The 20297-nt window shown below is 57.9% G+C and carries 24 protein-coding genes; 14 read left to right on the top strand and 10 right to left on the bottom strand.

The genetic code is table 11. The annotated features are described in order from the left end of the window. Window positions 1-184: 184 nt before the first annotated feature. Window positions 185-1585: a dihydrolipoyl dehydrogenase family protein gene (locus tag K290_RS0101775; RefSeq protein WP_028750280.1), complete on the bottom strand. Its 1401-nt coding sequence runs from the start codon at window positions 1583-1585 to the stop codon at window positions 185-187. Between the two features lie 78 nt (window positions 1586-1663). Next, on the bottom strand, window positions 1664-2341 hold the full coding sequence (locus K290_RS0101780; RefSeq protein WP_028750281.1) for a peroxiredoxin-like family protein: 678 nt from the start codon (window positions 2339-2341) through the stop codon (window positions 1664-1666). Between the two features lie 31 nt (window positions 2342-2372). Between K290_RS0101780 and K290_RS0101785 the strand changes: the two genes are divergently transcribed. Then, entirely contained in the window at window positions 2373-3347 is a 975-nt protein-coding gene (locus K290_RS0101785) for a LysR family transcriptional regulator (protein WP_245276445.1), read from the top strand. A 257-nt stretch (window positions 3348-3604) separates the two neighbouring features. Next, a complete protein-coding gene (locus K290_RS33650; RefSeq protein WP_051263907.1) occupies window positions 3605-4357 on the top strand; it encodes a YoaK family protein in 753 nt (250 codons plus the stop codon). Window positions 4358-4506: 149 nt separating this feature from the next. Here the strand turns inward: K290_RS33650 and K290_RS0101795 are convergent, their stop codons facing one another. From K290_RS0101795 to K290_RS0101805, 3 genes are all read right to left on the bottom strand, one after another. Next, the gene (locus K290_RS0101795) at window positions 4507-5166 is read right to left on the bottom strand and encodes a peroxiredoxin (RefSeq protein WP_028750283.1); all 660 of its coding nucleotides are present in this window, start codon (window positions 5164-5166) and stop codon (window positions 4507-4509) included. Window positions 5167-5278: 112 nt separating this feature from the next. Beyond that, a complete protein-coding gene (locus K290_RS0101800) occupies window positions 5279-5863 on the bottom strand; it encodes an RBBP9/YdeN family alpha/beta hydrolase (RefSeq protein ID WP_028750284.1) in 585 nt (194 codons plus the stop codon). Window positions 5864-6108: 245 nt separating this feature from the next. Next, window positions 6109-6294 carry a hypothetical protein gene (locus tag K290_RS0101805; RefSeq protein ID WP_028750285.1) on the bottom strand — a complete coding sequence of 62 codons (186 nt, stop codon included), beginning with the start codon at window positions 6292-6294 and terminating at the stop codon, window positions 6109-6111. 843 nt (window positions 6295-7137) lie between these two features. On the opposite strand from K290_RS0101805, the gene K290_RS0101810 reads away from it, so the two are divergent. From K290_RS0101810 to K290_RS36050, 3 genes are all read left to right on the top strand, one after another. Further along, window positions 7138-8046: a membrane protein gene (locus K290_RS0101810; protein ID WP_028750286.1), complete on the top strand. Its 909-nt coding sequence runs from the start codon at window positions 7138-7140 to the stop codon at window positions 8044-8046. A gap of 132 nt (window positions 8047-8178) precedes the next feature. Further along, entirely contained in the window at window positions 8179-8988 is an 810-nt protein-coding gene (locus tag K290_RS0101815) for a mechanosensitive ion channel family protein (protein ID WP_028750287.1), read from the top strand. A gap of 129 nt (window positions 8989-9117) precedes the next feature. After that, on the top strand, window positions 9118-9459 hold the full coding sequence (locus tag K290_RS36050) for a DUF2934 domain-containing protein (protein ID WP_081670173.1): 342 nt from the start codon (window positions 9118-9120) through the stop codon (window positions 9457-9459). A 319-nt stretch (window positions 9460-9778) separates the two neighbouring features. Here the strand turns inward: K290_RS36050 and K290_RS0101825 are convergent, their stop codons facing one another. After that, complete coding sequence (locus tag K290_RS0101825; RefSeq protein ID WP_028750289.1) at window positions 9779-10057, bottom strand: hypothetical protein; 279 nt, start codon at window positions 10055-10057, stop codon at window positions 9779-9781. Between the two features lie 242 nt (window positions 10058-10299). On the opposite strand from K290_RS0101825, the gene K290_RS0101830 reads away from it, so the two are divergent. Continuing rightward, entirely contained in the window at window positions 10300-10824 is a 525-nt protein-coding gene (locus K290_RS0101830; RefSeq protein WP_028750290.1) for a hypothetical protein, read from the top strand. 168 nt (window positions 10825-10992) lie between these two features. Next, window positions 10993-11157: a DUF1328 domain-containing protein gene (locus tag K290_RS36055; RefSeq protein WP_028750291.1), complete on the top strand. Its 165-nt coding sequence runs from the start codon at window positions 10993-10995 to the stop codon at window positions 11155-11157. A gap of 41 nt (window positions 11158-11198) precedes the next feature. On the opposite strand, the gene K290_RS37135 is transcribed toward K290_RS36055, so the two are convergent. Then, a complete protein-coding gene (locus K290_RS37135) occupies window positions 11199-11507 on the bottom strand; it encodes a hypothetical protein (protein WP_154668531.1) in 309 nt (102 codons plus the stop codon). 183 nt (window positions 11508-11690) lie between these two features. Between K290_RS37135 and K290_RS0101840 the strand changes: the two genes are divergently transcribed. Further along, the gene (locus K290_RS0101840; RefSeq protein ID WP_028750292.1) at window positions 11691-11897 is read left to right on the top strand and encodes a CsbD family protein; all 207 of its coding nucleotides are present in this window, start codon (window positions 11691-11693) and stop codon (window positions 11895-11897) included. A 263-nt stretch (window positions 11898-12160) separates the two neighbouring features. Here the strand turns inward: K290_RS0101840 and K290_RS0101845 are convergent, their stop codons facing one another. From K290_RS0101845 to K290_RS0101855, 3 genes are all read right to left on the bottom strand, one after another. Further along, window positions 12161-12424 carry a hypothetical protein gene (locus tag K290_RS0101845; RefSeq protein WP_028750293.1) on the bottom strand — a complete coding sequence of 88 codons (264 nt, stop codon included), beginning with the start codon at window positions 12422-12424 and terminating at the stop codon, window positions 12161-12163. Between the two features lie 36 nt (window positions 12425-12460). Beyond that, entirely contained in the window at window positions 12461-13126 is a 666-nt protein-coding gene (locus K290_RS0101850; RefSeq protein ID WP_028750294.1) for an acyl-homoserine-lactone synthase, read from the bottom strand. A gap of 78 nt (window positions 13127-13204) precedes the next feature. After that, entirely contained in the window at window positions 13205-13948 is a 744-nt protein-coding gene (locus tag K290_RS0101855) for a LuxR family transcriptional regulator (RefSeq protein WP_425337579.1), read from the bottom strand. A 140-nt stretch (window positions 13949-14088) separates the two neighbouring features. On the opposite strand from K290_RS0101855, the gene K290_RS38220 reads away from it, so the two are divergent. The 6 genes from K290_RS38220 to K290_RS0101885 all read left to right on the top strand — a co-directional run bounded on the left by K290_RS38220 (window position 14089) and on the right by K290_RS0101885 (window position 20167). Continuing rightward, complete coding sequence (locus tag K290_RS38220) at window positions 14089-14298, top strand: hypothetical protein (protein WP_081670198.1); 210 nt, start codon at window positions 14089-14091, stop codon at window positions 14296-14298. A 407-nt stretch (window positions 14299-14705) separates the two neighbouring features. Then, window positions 14706-15770, top strand: coding sequence for a class II fructose-bisphosphate aldolase (gene fba, locus K290_RS0101865; RefSeq protein WP_028750297.1), 1065 nt, complete (start codon window positions 14706-14708; stop codon window positions 15768-15770). Window positions 15771-16200: 430 nt separating this feature from the next. Further along, window positions 16201-16965, top strand: a complete 765-nt coding sequence (locus K290_RS0101870) for a DeoR/GlpR family DNA-binding transcription regulator (RefSeq protein ID WP_028750298.1) — start codon at window positions 16201-16203, stop codon at window positions 16963-16965. Between the two features lie 8 nt (window positions 16966-16973). Further along, on the top strand, window positions 16974-17756 hold the full coding sequence (locus tag K290_RS0101875) for a triose-phosphate isomerase (RefSeq protein WP_028750299.1): 783 nt from the start codon (window positions 16974-16976) through the stop codon (window positions 17754-17756). After that, the gene (gene derI / locus K290_RS0101880) at window positions 17756-18211 is read left to right on the top strand and encodes a D-erythrulose-4-phosphate isomerase (RefSeq protein WP_028750300.1); all 456 of its coding nucleotides are present in this window, start codon (window positions 17756-17758) and stop codon (window positions 18209-18211) included. The genes K290_RS0101875 and derI overlap by 1 nt, the downstream gene beginning before the upstream one ends. Before the next feature lie 234 nt (window positions 18212-18445). Next, entirely contained in the window at window positions 18446-20167 is a 1722-nt protein-coding gene (locus K290_RS0101885) for an ABC transporter ATP-binding protein (RefSeq protein ID WP_028750301.1), read from the top strand. The last annotated feature ends 130 nt before the right edge of the window (window positions 20168-20297 follow it).

Here is a 20297-nt window from a genome sequence, read left to right on the forward strand (position 1 = left end):
CGTCGAATGCCGTCCGAAATCGTTCTGGACTATGAATATTGTCCAGTCCTCCTCATGTTCAAGGGAGGACCTGCGGCATTTGGAGGTCTCAAGTCTCGGGGACGATTGCTTGAAAATATAGGCACACCAGCAAACAGCTTGGGACGGCCTCCGCCCCAAGCTGTTTGCAAAATAGGGGACCAGATTACCGCCGAGATCGCGGAGCTATGTTCCCCAGGAGCGGACCGAGGCCTTCGGCGATCGTCAGATGGACGATAACGGCATCGCGAAGTCTTGCGTAAGGCAGCCCGCCCAACATGGCGGTTTGGACGGCGGCCATGACCTCGCCGGCCTCGGAGCCAATCATCGTAAAGCCGAGAATGCGGTCGTCTTCGGCGCTGACAAGCACCTTCATGAAACCCTCGGTCTCCTCGGTTGCTTCCGTGCGCAAAACATTGCTCATCGGCAGTGTAGCCACGCGCACTGCAATGCCCTGGCGCTGCGCCTCGCCCTCGCTCAGTCCGACACGGGCAAGCGGCGGATCGGTGAACACGACATAGGGAACCAGCCGGTCGTCCGTCCTGCGGTTGCCGCCCGCCATATTGTCCCTGACAATCCTGAAATCGTCGACCGAGACATGGGTGAACTGCGGACTGCCGGCGCACTCGCCGATCGCCCACACGCCGGGCGCGGTCGTTTCCAACCTCTCGGTGACGCGAATGAAACCGCGACCGTTCAGCTCTATCCCGGCCTGCTCCAAGCCGATGTCAGCCGTATTGGGAATGCGCCCGACGGCAACAAGGAGATCGCTGCCGTCGATCCTCTGCTCGCCGACAGCTGTGCGCAACGTGACGCTCACCTCATCGCCTGAAAGGCCACGGACATTGGCCGGTTCGACACCGAGCAGCACGTCAATGCCCTCATTCGTCAGAATGCGCAGCATTTCCTTGGCGACATCGGCGTCTTCCCGGCCCATCAATTGCGGGCCGGGCTCGATGATCGTCACACGGCTGCCAAAGCGGCGATAGGCTTGGGCCATTTCGACGCCAATATAGCCGCCGCCAAGCACCAGCAGATGCGCAGGAATATAGTCGAGTTCCAGGGCCTCGATATGGGTGAGCGCGCGGGCAGCTTCGATGCCGGGAATGTTCGGAATGGCGGCATGCGAGCCGACATTGACAACGACCTCGTTGCCCGTCAGCAAACGTGTGCCGCCATCATTCAGCGCCACTTCGATGGTTTTGGGAGCGACGAACCGTCCGCTTCCCATGATGAGCTCGGCGCCACTGGTTTTATAGGCATTCAGGTGGAAGGCGATCTCGCGATCGATCATTTCCTGTTTACGTTGGCGCACCCTCGCCATGTCGATCTTTACGGGGCCTGCGATCGTGCCGAACTGAGCGGCATTCTGGACGACGTGCGCGACCCTGGCGCTCCAGATTTCATTCTTGCTGGGCAGACAGGCAACGGCGGGACAAGAGCCCCCGACCCAACGCCGCTCCACGACGGCAACCTTCTGCCCCGAACGGGCCAAGTGCCAGGCAAGCAACTTGCCACCCTGCCCGCTACCAAGGATCAGGGTATCGAAATGTTCTGGATTATACATAAGGTCTCCTCCTTCAGAGATCATTGAAACTGCTGCAATCAGATCGCGGCCATTGGTCCGAGCGCAATGAAGTGGATGCTAAGCGGCACGCCGGCTCGCCAGAAGGTCGAGCGTCGGCAGAAGCTCCGACGGATCTGGGCGTTTCGTGTAATCGGGGTTGATTTCGGAAAAGGCGATCACGCCGTCGCGGTCGATGATGTAGCGGGCGGGCATGGGAAGGGTCCACGAGCTGTTGCCGTTGAAGGTTTCGAGGTCAGCACCGAGGGTCTTATAGACGCCGATCATCTCGTCAGACAGCTTCCAGCGAAGTCCGAATTTTGCAGCCAGCTCGTTGCCGGGATCATTCAGCATGGGGAAAGTCAAATTGTGCTGACGAATAGACTTTCGGCTGTTAGGAGCAGTCTGGGGCGAGATGGCAACGAGGCTAGCACTGCGGGCGGCAATCTCGGGCAGTGCTTCCTGCAAAGCCGAAAGTTCCAGGTTGCAGTAGGGACACCATGCGCCGCGGTAGAAGGTCAGCACCGCGGAGCCCTTGGCGAGCAAGTCCAGGAGGCTGACCAGGGTTCCATCTGCGCCTTCGAGCGTAAAGTTGGGAGCGACGTCGCCGGCCCGCAACGCCCGCTCCGCCTGCCCCGTCGCAATCAGGGCTGCTGTCGAGCGATGGAAAGCATCGATGATGGCGCGGGGAATGCTGTAAGGCGGATTGCCGGATTCGAAATCATTTTTGAAAGCGTCGAGACGATCCTGAAGCGACATGGCGATAATCCTTGGCTTTGCCGATCAGCGCATGCCGATCGCGCAGTCAAAAGATGCTCCATTCGACAGGAAGAGGGTATTCATTGATGCTGGATATGATTTATACGCTGGATGTATGAGTGATCGGCTTCAGCAATTGACCCTATTCGTGCGTACCGTCGAAGCGGGCAGCTTTTCCAAGGCCGCGCAGGAGTTCGGCCTGTCCCAACCCTCGGTGTCGCGCAACATTGCCGAACTCGAGGAGCGGATCGGCGTCAAGCTTTTACTGCGAACGACGCGGAAGCTTATGCCTACCGACGCGGGCCGCGTTTTCTTCAAACAGGCCAAGGATATCCTCAGCGGGCTCGACGAAGCGGAGAGCGCAGCGCGAGGGGCCGATAGTTTGTCAGGCGTGCTCCGCCTTGCTTTGCCCGTCGCCTTCGGCACTCGGGAAATCGCACCTCTGCTTCGGCCGTTTCTCGAGCGGCATCCGGCGCTCACGATCGATATGCTGATGGCAGATCGCTTTGAGGATCTGGTTGCCGAAGGGGTCGATATGGCGTTGCGCCTCGGCCGGCAACCGGATTCGAGCTTCGTCGCGCGCCGGCTCGCCAGCGCACGGCGCCTCATTGTCGCATCGCCTGATTACCTGGCACGCCACGGTACCCCGACCACGCCCGCTGAGCTCGCCCAACATGATTGCCTGAGGGGACCGTCCGATCCCCACGCGGAAGGCTGGTCGTTCAAGCATGGCGATACTGTGACCTCCGTCGCCGTGAACGGGCGGGTCCGGGTGAGTTCCGCCAGTGGCCTGATTGCCTGCGCAGTCGAAGGCCTGGGTTTAGCCCTCGTGTCGTTATGGATGTGCCGCACCGAGCTTGCCGCGGGAAGTCTGATGCCCGTTCTCAGCAACTACACCTTGAATCCTGTTGACGCCTATGCCGTCTTTCCGGGTGGTCATCAGCCATCCCATAAGGCGCGGGCGCTGACGGAATATTTGGCAAACGCGCTGCGATCCGAACTTTAGGGCTGAATGCGCCACACCTTGCGGGCATGCCTTCAGGCTTTGGGGCCGGTCAGAAGCCCCGCTTGTAAAGATGCGAAGCCTCGGAGTAAGCTGCGATCGTTTCACGCACCAAAGGAGCCATTCGTGGCCGACGAGTTCCGTCAAATGGCATCAGCCGTTACCGCTCGGGATGACGAACCGATCCGCTCAAGCGCGCCTAAACCACAGCGCCCTGTTCACGGCGACTTCGATGCCGTCATGCCAATAGCTCGCACTGCATGCTCGTAAGGCAGGGTTCCCACCGCAACGAAAAGATCGATCGCGGCCTTGCGGCAACGCTTGCCGGCATCGCCGGCGCTTTGAACGCGTCGGCCTTCTATTCTGTCGGCTTTTTCTCCGCCAACATGACGGGCAACGTCTCTACGCTCTCCGATGATTTTGCCGTCGGCCAGTGGCTCTCCGCGCTGTTCTATGGCGGGATCGTGGTGGCGTTCATACTTGGCGCGGCAGTGTCGACGCTGATCGTCAATGAAGGCCGTCGCCGTCACGTCCACGCCATTTATGCCTACAGCATCCTGACCGAAGCGGCACTCCTTGCCCTCCTCGGCTGCGCGGATCTCTGGCTACTGGCCATCTGGCGTGTACCGATTCTCGTTCTCGGCCTTGCGTTCCTCATGGGCGTGCAGAATGCTGTCGTCACCCGCATCTCCGATGCCCGCGTGCGCACCACGCACGTATCCGGCATGGCCACCGATCTTGGAATTGAACTCGCGATTGCCTTCGACATCCTATGTGGCCGCGAGCCCGAGGCAGAAGCACGGCACAATCTGACCAAGCTCCGGCTGCATCTCTACACAATCGCCGCCTTCCTGATCGGCGGCATTCTTGGCGTCCTCATCTATCGCGCGGTCGGCGGCTATCTACTCATTCTCGCCGCGACGTTGTTGACGCTGATCGCATTGGATGCCATTCGGCGGGCGAAATCGGCGCTGTCTGCTCCGGGCACCTTTCCGTCCGACATCAATCGGTGATTTCGAGAATCAAAAAACTCCCGTGTTCAAAGGGCTTAAATAGATTTTCTTAAGTTAAACAAGAACTTTGAGCGCGGACTTCGCACGGCGGTAATCAGCCCGTGGAGGGGGAACGTGGCTCAGATCCAAGCCAGCGTTCCCGGGGCCGTTTAGGCCGACGGCTGCTTCGTTTTGCGAAGGTAAGGCAGAACCGTATCGAACGAGCCGAAGCGCGTGATGGCGTCGTCGTTGGATACGGCGGCGGTGATGATGACATCCTCGCCCTGCTGCCAGTTCGCCGGCGTGGCGACCTGATGCTTCGCCGTCAATTGAATGGAGTCGATCGCGCGCAGGATTTCGTTGAAGTTGCGGCCCGTCGTCATCGGATAGGTGAGGATGAGCTTGATCTTCTTGTCCGGGCCGATGACGAAGACCGAGCGCACGGTGGCGTTGTCGGCGGGCGTGCGGCCTTCCGAGCTTTCGCCGGCGCCGGCAGGCAGCATGTCATAGAGCTTGGCGACTTTGAGATCCTTATCGCCGATCAGCGGATATTCGACGTCGAATCCGGTTGCCGTCTTGATGTCGCCCTTCCACTTGCTGTGGCTTTCGACCGGATCGACGGAAATGCCGATGATCTTGACGCCGCGCTTGGCGAAATCCTGCTCAAGGCCCGCCATTGCCCCAAGCTCCGTCGTGCAGACCGGCGTGAAATTCTTGGGATGGGAGAACAGCACTGCCCAGCCATCGCCAATCCAGTCATGAAACCGGATCGGTCCGCGGGTCGTGTCGGCGGTAAAGTCGGGTGCGATATCGTTGATACGCAGGCTCATGGTGGGTCCTCCAGATAGTGCTCGCCGTACCTGGCAAAATTGCTGGCGACGAACATTGGGTTAAAATCTACCGCAGGATGCCGGCTAATGCATCCGAAGAAAAGTCCTCCTTTTAGGCAGTCGCGGCAGCCGCGGACATCGACCTTGGCGGTCTCCGGTGTCTAGCCCGCGCCTTCAGCATCTCCAGCAGCCCGTACCCGCTCGGCCAGCGCCCGAAGCCGCTGGCAATGTTGATGTGGCCCGCAAGGCCGATATTTCGGATATCGGAATTCCAGAGGTGCCCGAACATCGTGAGGCGGTCAAGCGTCATGTATATGTCGTTCAGACTGCCGACCGTCAGGCTGGGAAAAGGTAAGGTCGCGGTGGGCATGGTTCCGAAAGAAATATGCCCCGCATGAAGCGCCTCGGTCGCCGGAAGATCACAGGGTGCGACGAGCAGCGCGCCTTTGACGCGGCGTGCTGTCGGCCGATCCGCGAGCTGCGCGGCCAGTAGGCAGCCGAGGCTGTGGGCGACGATGTAGGCCTCCCCCGCCTCTTCCAGCGCCGCATCAAGCCTCCCCATCCAGGCGCGAAGGTTCGGATGATCCCAATCGTCCTGATCCACTAGGCGTCCGTCCGGCTGATCCTGCAGCCAATAGTGCTGCCAATGCCCTTCGCCCGATCCGAACAGGCCCGGCAAGATCAACACTCTGCTCATGGCATGCCCATCATTGCGTTGCGAGGAAATCGGCAGGACACGGAGCGACTGCTCCGTGCAACGGCTCCGAAATACAGGGTGAGGAGCATCAGAATACTCCCGCCACAAAGGCGAACAAAAATAGGAAGGATGAGACAACGGAGCAAACTTCGACCCCATAAGCGAGACGGGATCGAATGCCGCTCGAAAGCCGTCTCGCGACCGGTCGTCGCCGATCGAAGGCCAAGGCCATAATGTGTTTCCTCTCAATACCAGGGTGCTGGCGTGGAGCACCAATAGTAGAGCTCGTAGTCGCGCGCGGATGGATAGCGGCCGTCATCCAGCGGGATCGTTCTTTCGACGGGTCTTCTGGGAGCGCCCGGCTTGCCCGCCCCGTGAAGCACAAGACGGCTGAAGACTATCTGCAGGCGACTGATGAAATCGAATTTCATGCGATCCTCCATGTCGTTAACCGGCGTTTTGTGACGCAAGAACCGAACCCTGAGCCAGCGGCCGAGGTTGCGAGCCAATATTCCCTATAAAAACAGTAGATAAAAAGGAACGACCGTCTTTCCTTGCGGGGAAAAGCGGAAATCTGTTCTCGACATCCGCTGTGAAGGCCAGAACAGGCTCTCCCGCTTTGACGATCCGGGCGAACCAAGGCTGATTAGATCATCCGCTCGGTCATCCGATCGGAGCGAAAGCGCTAATACATATTAGCGACTATTTGGAAGCCCCGGCATGTGGCAAGTATTGAGCGGAATTCGGGGCGGTGCTGAGTCGAAGAATTTCGTGCAGCCACAGAGCGGACAGATGACTGCTTTGCGGCGGACTGAATGAAGAGAACTCGCCGCTATCCGCCAGACGGCAGCGAGTTCTTTTCATGTTCTATACCGCGCATATTACAGGCCGGGCGAGAGCCGGACGATCTTCATCTTCTAATGAGGAACCGGCTTATCAGTGCCCCTAAAGGGTTCGGCGTTTCGCACACTGCCACCCAATACAATGCCTTGATGTCGGGTACCCGTGCTGCTTTGAACCTCCCATCGCTACACATCGCGAGTGTGAAGTTCCGCATGCGAAGATTGTCGTTTTCCGACTAATTCGTTGCTTTCCCATTCGGTTTTTACGGTGACGGAACAAAGGTCCGTAGCCTGCGTTCAACCGCTGCATATCCCAAAGCAGTCGCTTGATACGGAGGTCTCATCATGGGTCGCGGTATTCTTCTTTGGCTTCTCGGCATTCCCCTGCCGATCGTCATCCTTCTTGTTCTCTTCATGCGATAGGAGGCGATGATGTCCGTCTCCATGAACAGGCCCGAAGCCTCCCTGGCTCCGGTCGAATCCTCCAATTCGGCAATTTCCTGGGGGCCCATCATCGGCGGTGCCGTGGCGGCCACGGGAATCAGTCTCATCCTGCTTTTGCTCGGCTCCGGCGTTGGCCTCACTATGGTGTCTCCCTGGTCGGCTCAAAGCGCGTCGGCAGGTTCGATCGGCATTACCGCAGCAATCTGGCTGGTGGTCGTGCAATGGCTGTCGTCAGCCTTCGGCGGCTATCTCACGGGCCGGCTTCGCACAAAATGGGCCGCCATTCATACCGATGAAGTCTTCTTCCGCGATACGGCCCATGGCTTTATAAGCTGGGCATTGGCGACGATCTTCGTCGCTGGTTTTCTGGCCTCATCGCTCACCTCTCTGGCGGGCGCCGGTGCACAGGCCGTCAGTACAGCCGCAACGACCGCAGGCATCGCCGGAACGGCGGCTGCCGCGTCTTCCGGTGCGCCGGCTACCAATCTCACTACTTCGTATTTCACGGATGTGCTGCTTCGTCCCGAACAAAACCGCACGCGGACCACCGCCGACGAAAATGCGTCGGCTGCGGAGATTTCGCGCATATTGCTCAACGGCGCAGCTCAAGGTCAAATTTCCGATGAAGACAAGAATTATCTGGCAACGATGGTCGCATCGAGAACCGGCCTATCGGAGGCGGATGCCAAGGCACGCGTCGATGCCGTATTGAAGCGGATCGACGATGCCAAGACAGCAGCGCAAAAGGCCGCGGATCAAGCGCGCAAGGCAGCCGTCACAACGACCTTGCTTGGCTCCCTGTCGTTGATTGTCGGCGCGTTCATCGCCTCTGCCGCAGCCGCCCTTGGCGGCCGACAGCGTGATGAGGAAGAAGATCTCATCAGAACTCGGCTCTGACACCGCTCTCGATATGGTTCGGGGCACGAGCTTCGTCTCGGCAGAAACGGCCAGATCCCGGTTGAAAACAGGCGTAACGGACTATTTCCGACCCAATCATATCAGCCATTATCTTGGAAGGATGCTTTTCCAATGGAAAATCAGCCGGTCAACCTTATTCTTGCCGCGCGCGCCGCTTTCAGCCAAGCGGCGGCACTGGTTGTACAATATAGCTTCTCCATTCTCGGCGCCGTCATTCTTCTCATCGGCGGCTGGATTCTGTCCGGAGCTTTGAGCCGATGGGCCTATCAAGGTCTATCGAGAATACATGGGATCGATGAGACGCTTGCCCGCTTTTTCGAAAGCGTCCTGCACTATGGCATTCTCATTTTTGTCTTTGTCGCCGTGCTGGCACAATTCGGCATTCAGACCGCCTCGATTGTTGCCGCTCTCGGCGCTGCAGGCCTGGCGATCGGCTTGGCATTGCAAGGTACGCTTCAAAACATTGCAGCCGGCATCATGCTGCTGGTGCTAAGGCCGCCGCGCGTGGGTGAGTATATCGAGACCACCAACGTCGAGGGGCGCATCCTGGAAATTGGCTTGTTCGCAACCGAAATGACGACGGCCGACGGGCTCTACCTGATGGCTCCGAATTCTACGCTCTGGAATACACCGATCAAAAATCACAGCCGCGAAGTCAGCCGGCGGCAGCGACTGTCGGTCGCCGTCGGCAACGATGTGGATATCGACATTGCGACGCAGGCGATCCTGGAGCTTGTCAGATCGGACGAACGGGTGCGAAGGGATCCGCCCACTCGCGTCTATTCGGACGATCTTACCGCCGACAAGACTGTGTTGATGATCGAATATTGGGCAAAAACCAGGGAATGGTCCGAGACGCGCCACTCCGTGATCGAGCGGCTGCGCCGCGGCCTTTCTGCCAAGGGCATCATGCTCAAGTAAACCGCCGATGCGTTTGCGTCAGTCCGTGATGTGCCGCCGCAGGAATTTTGGCGTGAATGAACAAAAGGCCGGCATGGTCGCGGAACATACTCCCCTCATGTCGATTGATAGGCGAAAAGGAGATGACCGATGGCAGATGACATACCGACCAATTCGCCGACAGTCGATCAATCACAAGTAGCGGAACCGGCAACGAGAGATCTCGAAAAGGAAATCAGAGAGCGGGCATACGCCATCTGGGAGAACGAAGGCAGACAAGAAGGCCGACATCTTGAGCACTGGGAACGTGCCGAAAGGCAGATCAACGGTGAGTTTCATCTCGATAAGACCGAGATCGAGGGCGACGACGTGCCAAACTTGGATGCCCTGCGGGAAGCAGCCAGAGAGCATACTGACGCATTTCTGGTAAAAAGCGATCTTGAAGACGCCCATATACGGACGGCTGCGCCAGGCATGCGAGAGCAGCCTTAAAACGACGATACGGCCGCATTCACCGCAGCTCGACGGCAGCTTCAAGGTTCGTTCACCTGAAGCGGCCGAGCCTACCCTGACGTCCATGTTCTTACGCCCTCAGCACCGCGGCATCCGTTCGCTGGACGAGCATCTGTTCGGTTGACGACGCAATTCCCCAAGGCGCGACGTATCGGAGGCTGCCTCTGATATGTCGCGTTCTTCGCAAACGCCCGTTTATCGGCAAGCAAGAACGAACGCAGCCGGCCGCAAACTCTCTCGCCGCTGCGGCAGGAGTTCTCGGATTTTCCACCGTCATATCTTATGCATCGAGCATTCGTCAGGATGATTTCCCGACTGCCTCCGCATATTCGGCAAACGTCCTGGATTTCCCTGGACCCGAATCCTCATTGGCAAGCAGCAGCAGGCGGATGGGAAAGAGCATGGCTTTCCGATTGGCTTCCGACAGACCGCGGGCCTCGCCGTTGACGCCCTGCTGTGCACGTTCCAACGCCTGTTGCATATCGCTGCGAGAAACGACGCCGCTATCAACAAGAAGTGCATTGATCGAAGCAATCGCGGTAAGAAGACCTTCGAGTTGGAGGTTGGCGGTGTTCAAGATTCGACTCCTTCGCTGTTGCATTCCACTGGAGCGGCCGCGTCATTTAACGCGATACCTATGTCGCTGAATTCCATGATCTCCTCCCATAAAAGATGGCTATAAACGGCAGACTGTTCATGAAGTTCCGGCTGCCAGAGGCGCTGTCGTAGCAGCCATTCGCTGGTTATCGATGGTATTGCCACGATGATGACCGATTTGCGTGGTGTTCCCTTCTCCTCCGGCAATGGGACTGCTTACAAATGGAATGGATCAATCGTTACGTCGATCAACCACTGCTCGATGGCGCCGCCAATTGGCTTCGAAGCTGGCATATTTATTCCGGTCAGCCTCCAGAGCGGCTCGAACCCGCTTGGCACCTTGCCGTACTCCTGTTTCTTTTGATTGCCGCCGAGCATTTTTTACGCGGCTCGGGGCTTCTCGTCAGCGTTTCGGCTCTCATCATGCTGGCGCTTCCTTCCCTTTGGAAGCTCCTTTGCTCGATGAAAAAAGCCGATCTGTATGGTCTTCGTGAATATGCGCGTCTCAGGACACATGCATTCGCCAGACGAGAAGCAGAATGGTCGGTGAGAATGACTGTTTTGTTCATGTCCGCCAGCCTTCCGTTTTTTGCCGGCTCGGGTGACTCCGTCGGCGCGTATTTTTTGTTCGGAGCAAGTATTTGGTTCGTTCTGACGGCACCTGTCAAATTCTACCTTCAGGCGGCCGAACCCCCAGAACCCCATGAGGGCGACAGATCATTCCGGAACGCCGTGGAATTTCGGTAGCCAGCCTATAGTTGTTCCCTAGCCAGTTCATCGCCGGCATTCATTTGCGTGGTTTGAACGATCGGTGCCGTAGGCAAACTCCAAGGATTGGATTGGCTAGGGCATGATGCTTCGGAACCAATATCGTGGCGCTCCGTTATCTCCTACATCAATCGAAAGGAGACCACGATGCTTTACTATGCTCTCGTGTTTTTGGTTGTGGCGGTGATTGCCGGTGTTCTCGGATTCGGGGGCATTGCAGGTGCTTCTGCTTCGATCGCGCAATTTCTATTCTTCATCTTCTTGGTTTTGTTCATCGTCTCGCTGGTTATGCGGGTCGTGCGGCGACCATAAGACAAAGAATGAAGCAGCCCAATAATGGCTCGGCTAGAGAACTACGCCTTTTGTATAATGTGCAGCTCTTTAGCCGAGTTTTCTAAAAATTTACTGGAACTTTCCCATATCGTATTGGTTTGGGCGCGGGTGGCAAGGGGGCGCCACGGGGTGTCGCACAAACCAAGCAGCGATGCCCTGGCCCGTCGCGTGCTTGCCCAGCATCGCGGCGGGCCTAAAAGATCACCTGTCATGACTTCGGACAACAAAGGTTCAAATTCCACAGAACGAAAAAGCTCTGTCGGATCGTGGTGGGCCAAATGATATTCCACCAGGCAAAGCGGGCACGCCCGGCGATCGATCTGCACCATATCTTATCACAGCTTCTACACGTCTCTCGACCCACTCCAAGAGGCTTGCGGCACATCTCCGCCGATCTTCCATAAACCAAGCGGGCCTGTCATTTTCGACGCTCGCAACCAGGCTTTTCCCGAACAAAGACAACGAACCCGCGTTATCCCCTCGTCAGCAAACGAGATAGCGAGGACAAAATCATGGATTGGCACAGAGTCGAAGGAAACTGGAAACAGTTCAAAGGCAAGGTCAAGGAGCAGTGGGGTAAGCTCACGGATGACGACCTTGATCAAATCGACGGTCGCTTAGATCAGCTCGAGGGTAAAATTCAGGAACGCTACGGGTTGGAAAGAGACCGCGCTCGGCGCGACATCGATGCTTGGTATAATCGACAGACCTGGCACTGACACCCCTCGTGACGGAAGTGCTGCCCTGCCTCGGCGGGGCTTTTTTTCGCTCGTTCGCGATGCTCGATGCCAACCCTTTCCCGGCCCGCACGCCATCCTGCAGGGATCAGATCGACGCGCCGACCGAAACTCGTTGAATATCCCGCTCCTCGTGCGCCGCGCGTTAGTCGAACGCACAAAAGGCGCTCAACACTTTTGAACGTAGAGCATCTTGTCCGCGTGCAGGTCATTCCACCTGCAAGCGAGACTCTTTAGAGCTGGTTTCAAGTATGGGGTAGGACGAGCAGATTCTCCCTGCCATTCCTCATCGCGATCCGAGCTTTCTCGCGAACGAGCCCTCCGAGGTCTATGTCGGGGTCACGTTCGGGGTCCAGACCATCCCAGTCGAGTGCCACCTGCAGCAACGCCATGTTCGTCAGATGGACAAGGTTGCGAAGCTGTAGCGCTTCGGCTGCCTCCTTCGCCGAGGAGATCAGCCTAAACATTCTAACAAATTCACGCACTCTCAGACTATCGTCGTCGGGCATGAGCGCCTCCTATTCGAAACACGAAGGTCACGTTTCTCATGCCGCGATGTCCAACAGCCGGGTCGTAACGGATCGCATTGGCTGGGGACGGACATAGAGCGGAGCCGAGACTTTGAGCATGCGCCGCATATTCGCAAGGACGCGCGGCGAGACCTCGAACGCACCACAGCAAACAGGATATCTCCCGTATCCGTCGCTGCGGCCAAGTTCATCGACTTCGGCGCCTGCCCGCTTGTACACCCTCTTGAGATAGGGTTCGTAGTTTGAAATCATCGTGTGGATGCCGTGATCCAGGGCACATTCGCAAAGCGCGAGCAACAACAGACTGAACGCCCGGCCGGCATCGATGTCGGGAAAATCGTTCGCGATGGCAGCTTCGTCGATGCACATGCGCGTTCCTTCCCAAATCCCCGGGGCAACGAGATCGGTTGCAGCCGGAAACGTGTCTCTGAAGACGTCATAGAGAAGCGTCGGCCCTGTCGTCGGCATGAGCCGTATCCCGCCGTAGAACCGGATACGGCGTTCGTCGCACCAGACGAGATAGGCCGGGCCGAGAGCATCATAGCTATCGCGTTCGTAGGGGCCGACGACGGTTACGTCCCAGCCGAGCGTATCAGCAAAGATTTTCTTACGAAGGCGGAACATCTGGTCGAGGATGTTCGCATATTTATGATATTCATGTGCCTGAATAACTATGAACATTTTCGCCTCCAACAGTTGCTGTCGTAAGGCAAGAATGGGCCGGAAAACCATAGTGGGAAATCCCGCAAATGGAGCCCCTCATTTGAGGGGATTTGTCAGGGGAGTGATGATGCGAAGCTGGACTGCTTTGGTCGTGGCTGCCGAGAGTGTGGCACAGCCCAGCTTGAACCGTGCCGTCTTTAGATAATCGCGCGTCGTATGTTCGGAAATGTCGAGGATCAGCGCGATGTCTTTGTAGTCTTTGCCAAGCGCTGTCCAATGCAGACACTCGATTTCCCTTGGGCTCAAGGATGGCACCGGGTCATGTTCGCCATAGAGTTCCTGCACTGCTTTGCCGTGGATGAGATGCGCCAGTTCCGTCCATTCCTCTCGGCAACTGGCGACCAATTCTTGCCACCTATCAGGCGGCAAACCCGAATTGATCGAGAGCAATGACCGCCGCCTGGCCTTGTCGGCCACCGGAATAGAGTAGCCGTTGCCGCCGAGGCCATGCTTCTGCGCGTCGACTAACAGTGCGTAAGCCTCCGGCGTCGGCTCCACCTCGCTCCAGTCGAACGGAAGCTGACGCAGAAAGCCCTCCCTCACAACGGGATCAATCTTGACGTAACCGTTGAGAAGATATCGGGAGACCCAGGAATCGGGATAGGTGGTACGAACAAACGGCGCGTCGATCGTATCCATGATGGTCTGGGCAAGATGGTAAGTCACGTAATCGACGTGATATGCCGCCTGCAGAGATCGAATGGCAGTATCGACATTAGGCGCCGCTTTGATCTCATTGAAAGCGTGCTCAAACCTTGGGTTGTCGGACGTTCCCCGCATCATGCGTCACCCCAGCTTCATTACCATCTTACCGCGAGATTGGTTCCACAAACAAGAGCATCCCCACATATGAGGGGAATGACGTTAACGAAGGCAGTCGTATATCCTCACGTTAGGTGAGGGAGATGGGCCAAAGCGAGATGGGCCAAGTGGACGAAGCCGAGGAGGCGGTGAGCCAAGCTGCGATCGGATTGAAAACGAGCTGGCACGATATGGCCGGCTCAGAAGCGTTGATACGAGCTCTGATCGCCGAACGAAGCCAACGGACCAGCGAAGCGCTATTTTGGATTCGGGTCTATCGAGCTCTATCCCCCGAGACGATCGACCCAATCCCTTCTTTTTTCCGATAGAACGTTGTTGCCGCTGGGTTTGCCGATTGGCTCGCTGCCTTGGCACCTGGGGCGACCTCCAGCGGACGCCCTAAGCTTGCGGCCATTCCCCTCACCTCGAAGATTGCTTTAGCAGCATCTGGACGCTGAGCCGCCGCCGCGTGGTTCAGGATTAGCAAAAAGCTGCCGAATTCTCCGCGATTTCTCCCCACACGAAGCAAAGCGTCACAAATCATGTGATCTTGTTAGTTTAGGCTGTTATGAATTTTGATGGGATGCTATGGCGCTTCTATAAGTTTTCGGGGGTTTTCTGCCATCTATGCATCCGGCCACGACCGTATAGCCACCCTCCGGTGCAATCGGATTGACATCCTGACAAATATTGAACTGATCGCAGTCGCTCACAATGGCAAAGGGAGAGAGCTTGAATGGCACGCATCACGTTGAGGCAGTTGCTCGATGACGCAGCAGAACATGGCTATGGTGTACCCGCATTCAATATCAACAACATGGAACAGGCGCTCGCCATCATGGAGGCGGCCGATGCCGTCAACGCGCCCGTCATCATGCAGGCATCGCGCGGTGCCAGAGCCTATGCCAACGACATCATGCTGAAGCACATGATGGACGCCGTCGCCGAGATCTATCCTCAGATCCCCCTGTGCGTCCATCTGGATCACGGCAACGACCCATCCAGTTGCATGACGGCCATCCAAGCCGGTTTCACTTCGGTGATGATGGACGGTTCTCTCAAAGCCGACGCCAAGACGCCGGCCGATTGGGAATACAATGTCGGCGTCACCAAAACGGTCGCCGATATGGCGCATCTCGGCGGCATATCGGTGGAGGGAGAGCTCGGCGTGCTCGGCTCGCTGGAGACCGGCATGGGCGAAGCCGAGGACGGCCATGGCGCCGAAGGCAAGCTCTCGCATGACCAGCTTCTCACCAACCCCGACGAGGCAGTCAAATTCGTACGGGAGACCAAGGTCGATGCCTTGGCGATCGCCATGGGCACATCGCATGGCGCCTACAAGTTCTCGCGCAAGCCCGACGGCAAGGTGCTGGCGATGAATGTGATCGAAGAGATCCATCGCAAATTGCCGAATACGCATCTGGTGATGCATGGCTCCTCTTCGGTTCCGGAAGAGCTTCAGGAGATCATCAACAAGTACGGCGGCCAGATGAAACCAACCTGGGGCGTGCCGGTCGAAGAGATCCAGCGCGGCATCAAGAACGGAGTTCGCAAGATCAACATCGACACGGATGGCCGCATGGCCATGACCGGCCAGATTCGCCGCGTGTTGCAGGAAGACCCGAGCGAATTCGATCCTCGTAAATATATGAAGCCGGCCATGGCGGCACTGACGAAGCTTTGCAAAGAGCGGTTCGAGCAGTTTGGAACGGCAGGACACGCCGCCCGCATTCGACCGCTTTCCGTCGCGGAAATGGCCAAGCGTTACAAATCCGGCGCGCTCGACCCGATCTTCTCGTGACGCCATTCGAATAATACCGCTGGACGGTTTTCAGAGCTGAATTGCTCGGCGATGTACCGGCTCAGCCCTCGCTGGGCCGGATCAAATGCCCTCAACCGGAAGCCGGGGCCGACTGTGGGCTTTCGGAAACAGACGCGCGGCCCGTCGTCCAGCCGTCAGCAATGAAACGTCGGCGTGATCGTGACAACGTCTTCGATCTCAGCCGTAAGCCTTTGTTCCGTTCACTCAAGCGCTTCGGCGGCGATTGCACCGATATCGCGCAAGCCTCGTCGCCTTGGCTGGCGGCGTTGCGAAGGCGGACGCCATTCGCGCAGTCCTGCAGTGTTCGCGCCACATGAAATTATAACAAAACAACAAAAATCATGTGTCATCATGTGATAAACGTGTTACATTGCGAGGCATCCGATCCGGAGAGAACCGGAGCATCAAGGTGAAACGAGAAGAACGGCAACAATCGATCATCAACTTGCTCGTCGAACATAAGAGCGTCGACCTTGACGACTTGGCCGATCGCTTTGCCGTGTCGAAGATGACCATTCATCGCGATCTCGACGATCTCGAACAGGCAGGTGTCGTCCGCAAGATCCGCGGCGGCGCGACGATCGATGCGGGGATGCAGTTCGAAAGCGACTTCCGCATTCGCGAACGCCAGGGCAACGAGGCGAAGCTCAGCATGGCGCGGCGCGCACTGGAACTTGTCGAGCCGGGCATGACAGTCATGGTCAACGACGGCTCCATGGCCGCGGTTCTGGGCGAGATGTTGCTCCAGAAGCGGCCGCTGACGCTGATTACCAACAATGCCGCAATCATCGAGAGGCTGAAGAACGAAAGCGGCATCACATTGATTGCGCTGGGCGGCATATACTCGCCGAAATTCAACGCATTTCTTGGGGTCGTGACCGAGGAAGCTCTGTTTCGCCTTAGGGCGGATATCGCCTTCATCTCGACGCCGGCCGTTTCCGGCACCCTCGCCTATCACATGGATGACAATGTGGTGCGCGCAAAGCGGGCTATGATCGCGTCCGCGAGCAAGACCTGCCTGCTGGTCAATCACCAGCGCATCGGACACACCGCCCTGCATGTCATGGCCGATCTTTCCGCTTTCGACGCCATCATCACCGACAGCACGCCCGAGCCCGCCGCCGCCGCGCAACTCGAACGCGCCGACATCAATCTGATCATCGCCTCGGACTAGGAGACGACATGAGCGCCACACCTCTCTTCTGGATCGGAACCAGTTGGAAAATGAACAAGACGCTGGCGGAAGCCACCAGCTATGCCGAGACGCTGCGCGCCGCCGATGGCGGGCGGGATCCAGCGATCCAGCGTTTCATCATTCCGCCGTTTACGGCGGTGCGGCAGGTCAAGACCCTGCTTGCCGGCACCTCCGTCAAGGTGGGCGCGCAGAATATGCACTGGGCCGATGAGGGTGCCTGGACCGGCGAGATTTCGCCCCTCATGCTCAGGGATTGCAACCTCGACATCGTCGAGCTCGGCCATTCGGAACGCCGCGAGCATTTCGGCGAGACCAACGAGACGGTCGGCCTGAAGACCGAAGCCGCTATCCGCCACGCTCTGATCCCGCTCATCTGCATCGGCGAGACGCTGGCCGATCGGGAAAGCGGCCGGGCGACGGATATTTTGAAAACTCAGGTTCTCGGCGCTTTTTCGAAGCTGTCCGAGGCGCAAAAGGCCGCAGAGATCCTTCTTGCCTACGAACCTGTCTGGGCAATCGGTGAAAGGGGAATTCCCGCTTCGCCAGATTATGCCGATGCACGCCATGCCGAGATCATATCGGTCGCACAGGATGTGCTCGGCCGCCGAGTCCCCTGCCTTTACGGGGGATCGGTCAATCCGGGGAACTGCGAAGAACTCATATCGTGCCCGAATATCGACGGGCTTTTCATCGGTCGTTCGGCCTGGAGCGCTGAGGGATATCTCGGCATCCTCGCCCAATGCACCGCCAAACTCCAGGGAGATAGATAATGAAGCTTGCAATCGCAGGAGACAGCGCGGGCGAAGGCCTCGCAAGAGTTCTCGCCGAGCACCTCAAGGACCGCTATGACGTGCAGGAAGTGTCGCGCACCGACGCCGGCCCCGATGCGTTCTATGCAAATCTTGCCGATCGCATTGCTTCGGGCGTCATTGACGGCACTTACGACAAGGCGATCCTCGTCTGCGGCACCGGGATCGGCGTCAGCATTTCGGCGAACAAGGTGCCCGGCATCCGCGCGGCGCTGACGCACGACACCTATTCGGCTGAACGGGCCGCGCTTTCCAACAATGCGCAGATCATCACGATGGGCTCCCGCGTCATCGGGCCGGAACTTGCCAAAGCCATCGCCGACACCTTCCTGGCGCATACATTCGATGAAGAGGGTCGCTCGGCCGGAAACGTCAAGGCAATCAACGAAGTCGACACGAAATATAAAGCCCGTTGATTTGGGCGGTGCGGGCATTGCGTGCTCTCACATGGGCGCGCGACGACACCAATTTGCTGCCGGGGATGACAACGCCTGGTTCGTCAGTTATAAGATCCCTGCGACTCATGAGGGAGATCAATTAGATGAGACATTTCGGCACCAATCAGCGCTGAACAGCGATGCCGAATGCGGACTGCTGTTCAGTCCATCCTTGTCTAACAATATGATCTCTCGTGCCCTTGGAGGGCATTCATGTTTCGTCGCTTCTTTTCCTATTATGCGCGTTATAAGACGCTGTTTTTTCTGGATTTCGGCTGCGCAGTCGTCGCCGGCCTCCTGGAGCTGGGTTTCCCGCTGGCGGTCAAGCTCTTCGTCGATGAACTGCTGCCAAGCCGTGACTGGGGTCTGATCGCCGCGGTTGCTGCGCTGCTGTTGGTCGTCTATGCGCTGAACACCGGCCTGATGGCCGTGGTCAACTATTGGGGCCATGCGCTGGGCATCTCGATCGAATCCGACATGCGCCGTCAGGCCTTCGACCACATTCAGAAGCTCTCGTTCCGTTATTTCGACAATAACAGGACCGGGCATCTGATCACCCACGTCACCAAGGATCTCGAAGAGGTGGGCGAAATCGCCCATCACGGACCTGAGGACGTCTTCATCGCCATTATGACCTTCATTGGCGCTTTCCTGCTGATGTTTTCGGTGCATTGGAAGCTGGCGCTACTGACGACCATCATCGTGCCTTTCATGACTTGGCTTGTCAGCCGCTATGGCGCCAAGATGACATTGAACTGGCGCAGCCTGTTCACAAAAGTGGGTGATTTCAATATTCGCGTGCAGGAGAGCGTCGGCGGCATTCGCGTCGTCAAGGCCTTCGCCAATGAGGAATACGAAAGCCGGCTCTTTGCCCGCAACAATGAGGCCTACAGGGCCACCAAACTGAATGCCTACGCCTATATGACGGCGAGCATCGCGCTCAGCTATTTCAGTACGCGCCTCGTGCAGCTCGTGGTGATGGTGGCCGGAACCTGGTTCGTGGTTTCCGGCGAGCTGACCTATGGTGGTTTCGTCAGCTTCCTGCTGCTGATCAACGTCTTCTTCCACCCGATCGACAAGATCACGTCGGTGCTCGAAATGTATCCGAAGGGCATTGCCGGCTTCAAACGCTTCCTGTCGCTGATCGACACGCAGCCCGACCTCGCCGACCGGCCGAATGCGATCGTGGTCGATCATCTCAGAGGCGATATCGTCTATAAGGATGTCAGCTTCGGCTATTCGGATCAGGGTACGATCTTCGATGGCCTGAATCTGACGATATCGGCCGGAGAGACGGTCGCTTTCGTCGGCGCTTCGGGAACGGGCAAGACGACGATCTGCTCGCTGCTACCGCGCTTCTACGATGTGACCGGCGGCAGCATCACCATCGACGGCATCGACATCCGCGATATGACGCAAGCCTCTTTGCGCAGCCAGATCGGCATCGTGCAGCAGGACGTGTTCCTGTTCGGATCGACCATTCGCGAGAACATCGCCTATGGAAAGCTTGGCGCGACCGATCAGGACATCATGGAGTCGCTGCGCCGCGCATCGCTCGACGAATTCGTCCGCTCCCTGCCCGACGGTCTGGACACGCCGACCGGCGAACGCGGCGTGAAACTGTCGGGCGGACAGAAGCAGCGTCTCGCCATCGCGCGCATCTTCCTCAAGAACCCGCCGATCCTTATCCTAGACGAGGCAACGTCCGCGCTCGACACGGCAACCGAGTATGCCATCCAGCAGGCGCTGGCGGATCTCTCCAAGGGACGCACGACCCTGGTGGTGGCGCATCGGCTGACGACCATCCGCAATGCCGATCGCATCATTGTCATGGGGCCGGACGGGATCCTCGAGCAGGGATCGCATGCCGAGCTGCTGGCCCGCGGCGGTGGCTACGCCAGACTTCACAACGCTCAGTTCGACATGCTTCCATGAAGCAGATGAGCATTGCGGCGGCGGCCAAATAAACGTGTGGACGGGTTCCGAAAGGAGTCCGTCTAGCCTACCATCAGGACGCCCCATAAATTCTGCCTGGAGCCGGAAATAGCCTCAGCGTCGAAAGAAA

Source organism: Rhizobium leucaenae USDA 9039 (assembly GCF_000426285.1).
Taxonomy (GTDB): domain Bacteria; phylum Pseudomonadota; class Alphaproteobacteria; order Rhizobiales; family Rhizobiaceae; genus Rhizobium; species Rhizobium leucaenae.

Coding starts and splice junctions, on each gene's coding strand:
- K290_RS0101775 (WP_028750280.1), bottom strand. CDS start 1,585: ATGTATAATCCAGAACATTTCGATACCCTGATCCTTGGTAGCGGGCAG.
- K290_RS0101780 (WP_028750281.1), bottom strand. CDS start 2,341: ATGTCGCTTCAGGATCGTCTCGACGCTTTCAAAAATGATTTCGAATCC.
- K290_RS0101785 (WP_245276445.1), top strand. CDS start 2,373: ATGCCGATCGCGCAGTCAAAAGATGCTCCATTCGACAGGAAGAGGGTA.
- K290_RS33650 (WP_051263907.1), top strand. CDS start 3,605: ATGCTCGTAAGGCAGGGTTCCCACCGCAACGAAAAGATCGATCGCGGC.
- K290_RS0101795 (WP_028750283.1), bottom strand. CDS start 5,166: ATGAGCCTGCGTATCAACGATATCGCACCCGACTTTACCGCCGACACG.
- K290_RS0101800 (WP_028750284.1), bottom strand. CDS start 5,863: ATGAGCAGAGTGTTGATCTTGCCGGGCCTGTTCGGATCGGGCGAAGGG.
- K290_RS0101805 (WP_028750285.1), bottom strand. CDS start 6,294: ATGAAATTCGATTTCATCAGTCGCCTGCAGATAGTCTTCAGCCGTCTT.
- K290_RS0101810 (WP_028750286.1), top strand. CDS start 7,138: ATGTCCGTCTCCATGAACAGGCCCGAAGCCTCCCTGGCTCCGGTCGAA.
- K290_RS0101815 (WP_028750287.1), top strand. CDS start 8,179: ATGGAAAATCAGCCGGTCAACCTTATTCTTGCCGCGCGCGCCGCTTTC.
- K290_RS36050 (WP_081670173.1), top strand. CDS start 9,118: ATGGCAGATGACATACCGACCAATTCGCCGACAGTCGATCAATCACAA.
- K290_RS0101830 (WP_028750290.1), top strand. CDS start 10,300: ATGGAATGGATCAATCGTTACGTCGATCAACCACTGCTCGATGGCGCC.
- K290_RS36055 (WP_028750291.1), top strand. CDS start 10,993: ATGCTTTACTATGCTCTCGTGTTTTTGGTTGTGGCGGTGATTGCCGGT.
- K290_RS37135 (WP_154668531.1), bottom strand. CDS start 11,507: ATGGTGCAGATCGATCGCCGGGCGTGCCCGCTTTGCCTGGTGGAATAT.
- K290_RS0101840 (WP_028750292.1), top strand. CDS start 11,691: ATGGATTGGCACAGAGTCGAAGGAAACTGGAAACAGTTCAAAGGCAAG.
- K290_RS0101845 (WP_028750293.1), bottom strand. CDS start 12,424: ATGCCCGACGACGATAGTCTGAGAGTGCGTGAATTTGTTAGAATGTTT.
- K290_RS0101850 (WP_028750294.1), bottom strand. CDS start 13,126: ATGTTCATAGTTATTCAGGCACATGAATATCATAAATATGCGAACATC.
- K290_RS0101855 (WP_425337579.1), bottom strand. CDS start 13,948: ATGCGGGGAACGTCCGACAACCCAAGGTTTGAGCACGCTTTCAATGAG.
- K290_RS38220 (WP_081670198.1), top strand. CDS start 14,089: ATGGGCCAAGTGGACGAAGCCGAGGAGGCGGTGAGCCAAGCTGCGATC.
- fba (WP_028750297.1), top strand. CDS start 14,706: ATGGCACGCATCACGTTGAGGCAGTTGCTCGATGACGCAGCAGAACAT.
- K290_RS0101875 (WP_028750299.1), top strand. CDS start 16,974: ATGAGCGCCACACCTCTCTTCTGGATCGGAACCAGTTGGAAAATGAAC.
- derI (WP_028750300.1), top strand. CDS start 17,756: ATGAAGCTTGCAATCGCAGGAGACAGCGCGGGCGAAGGCCTCGCAAGA.
- K290_RS0101885 (WP_028750301.1), top strand. CDS start 18,446: ATGTTTCGTCGCTTCTTTTCCTATTATGCGCGTTATAAGACGCTGTTT.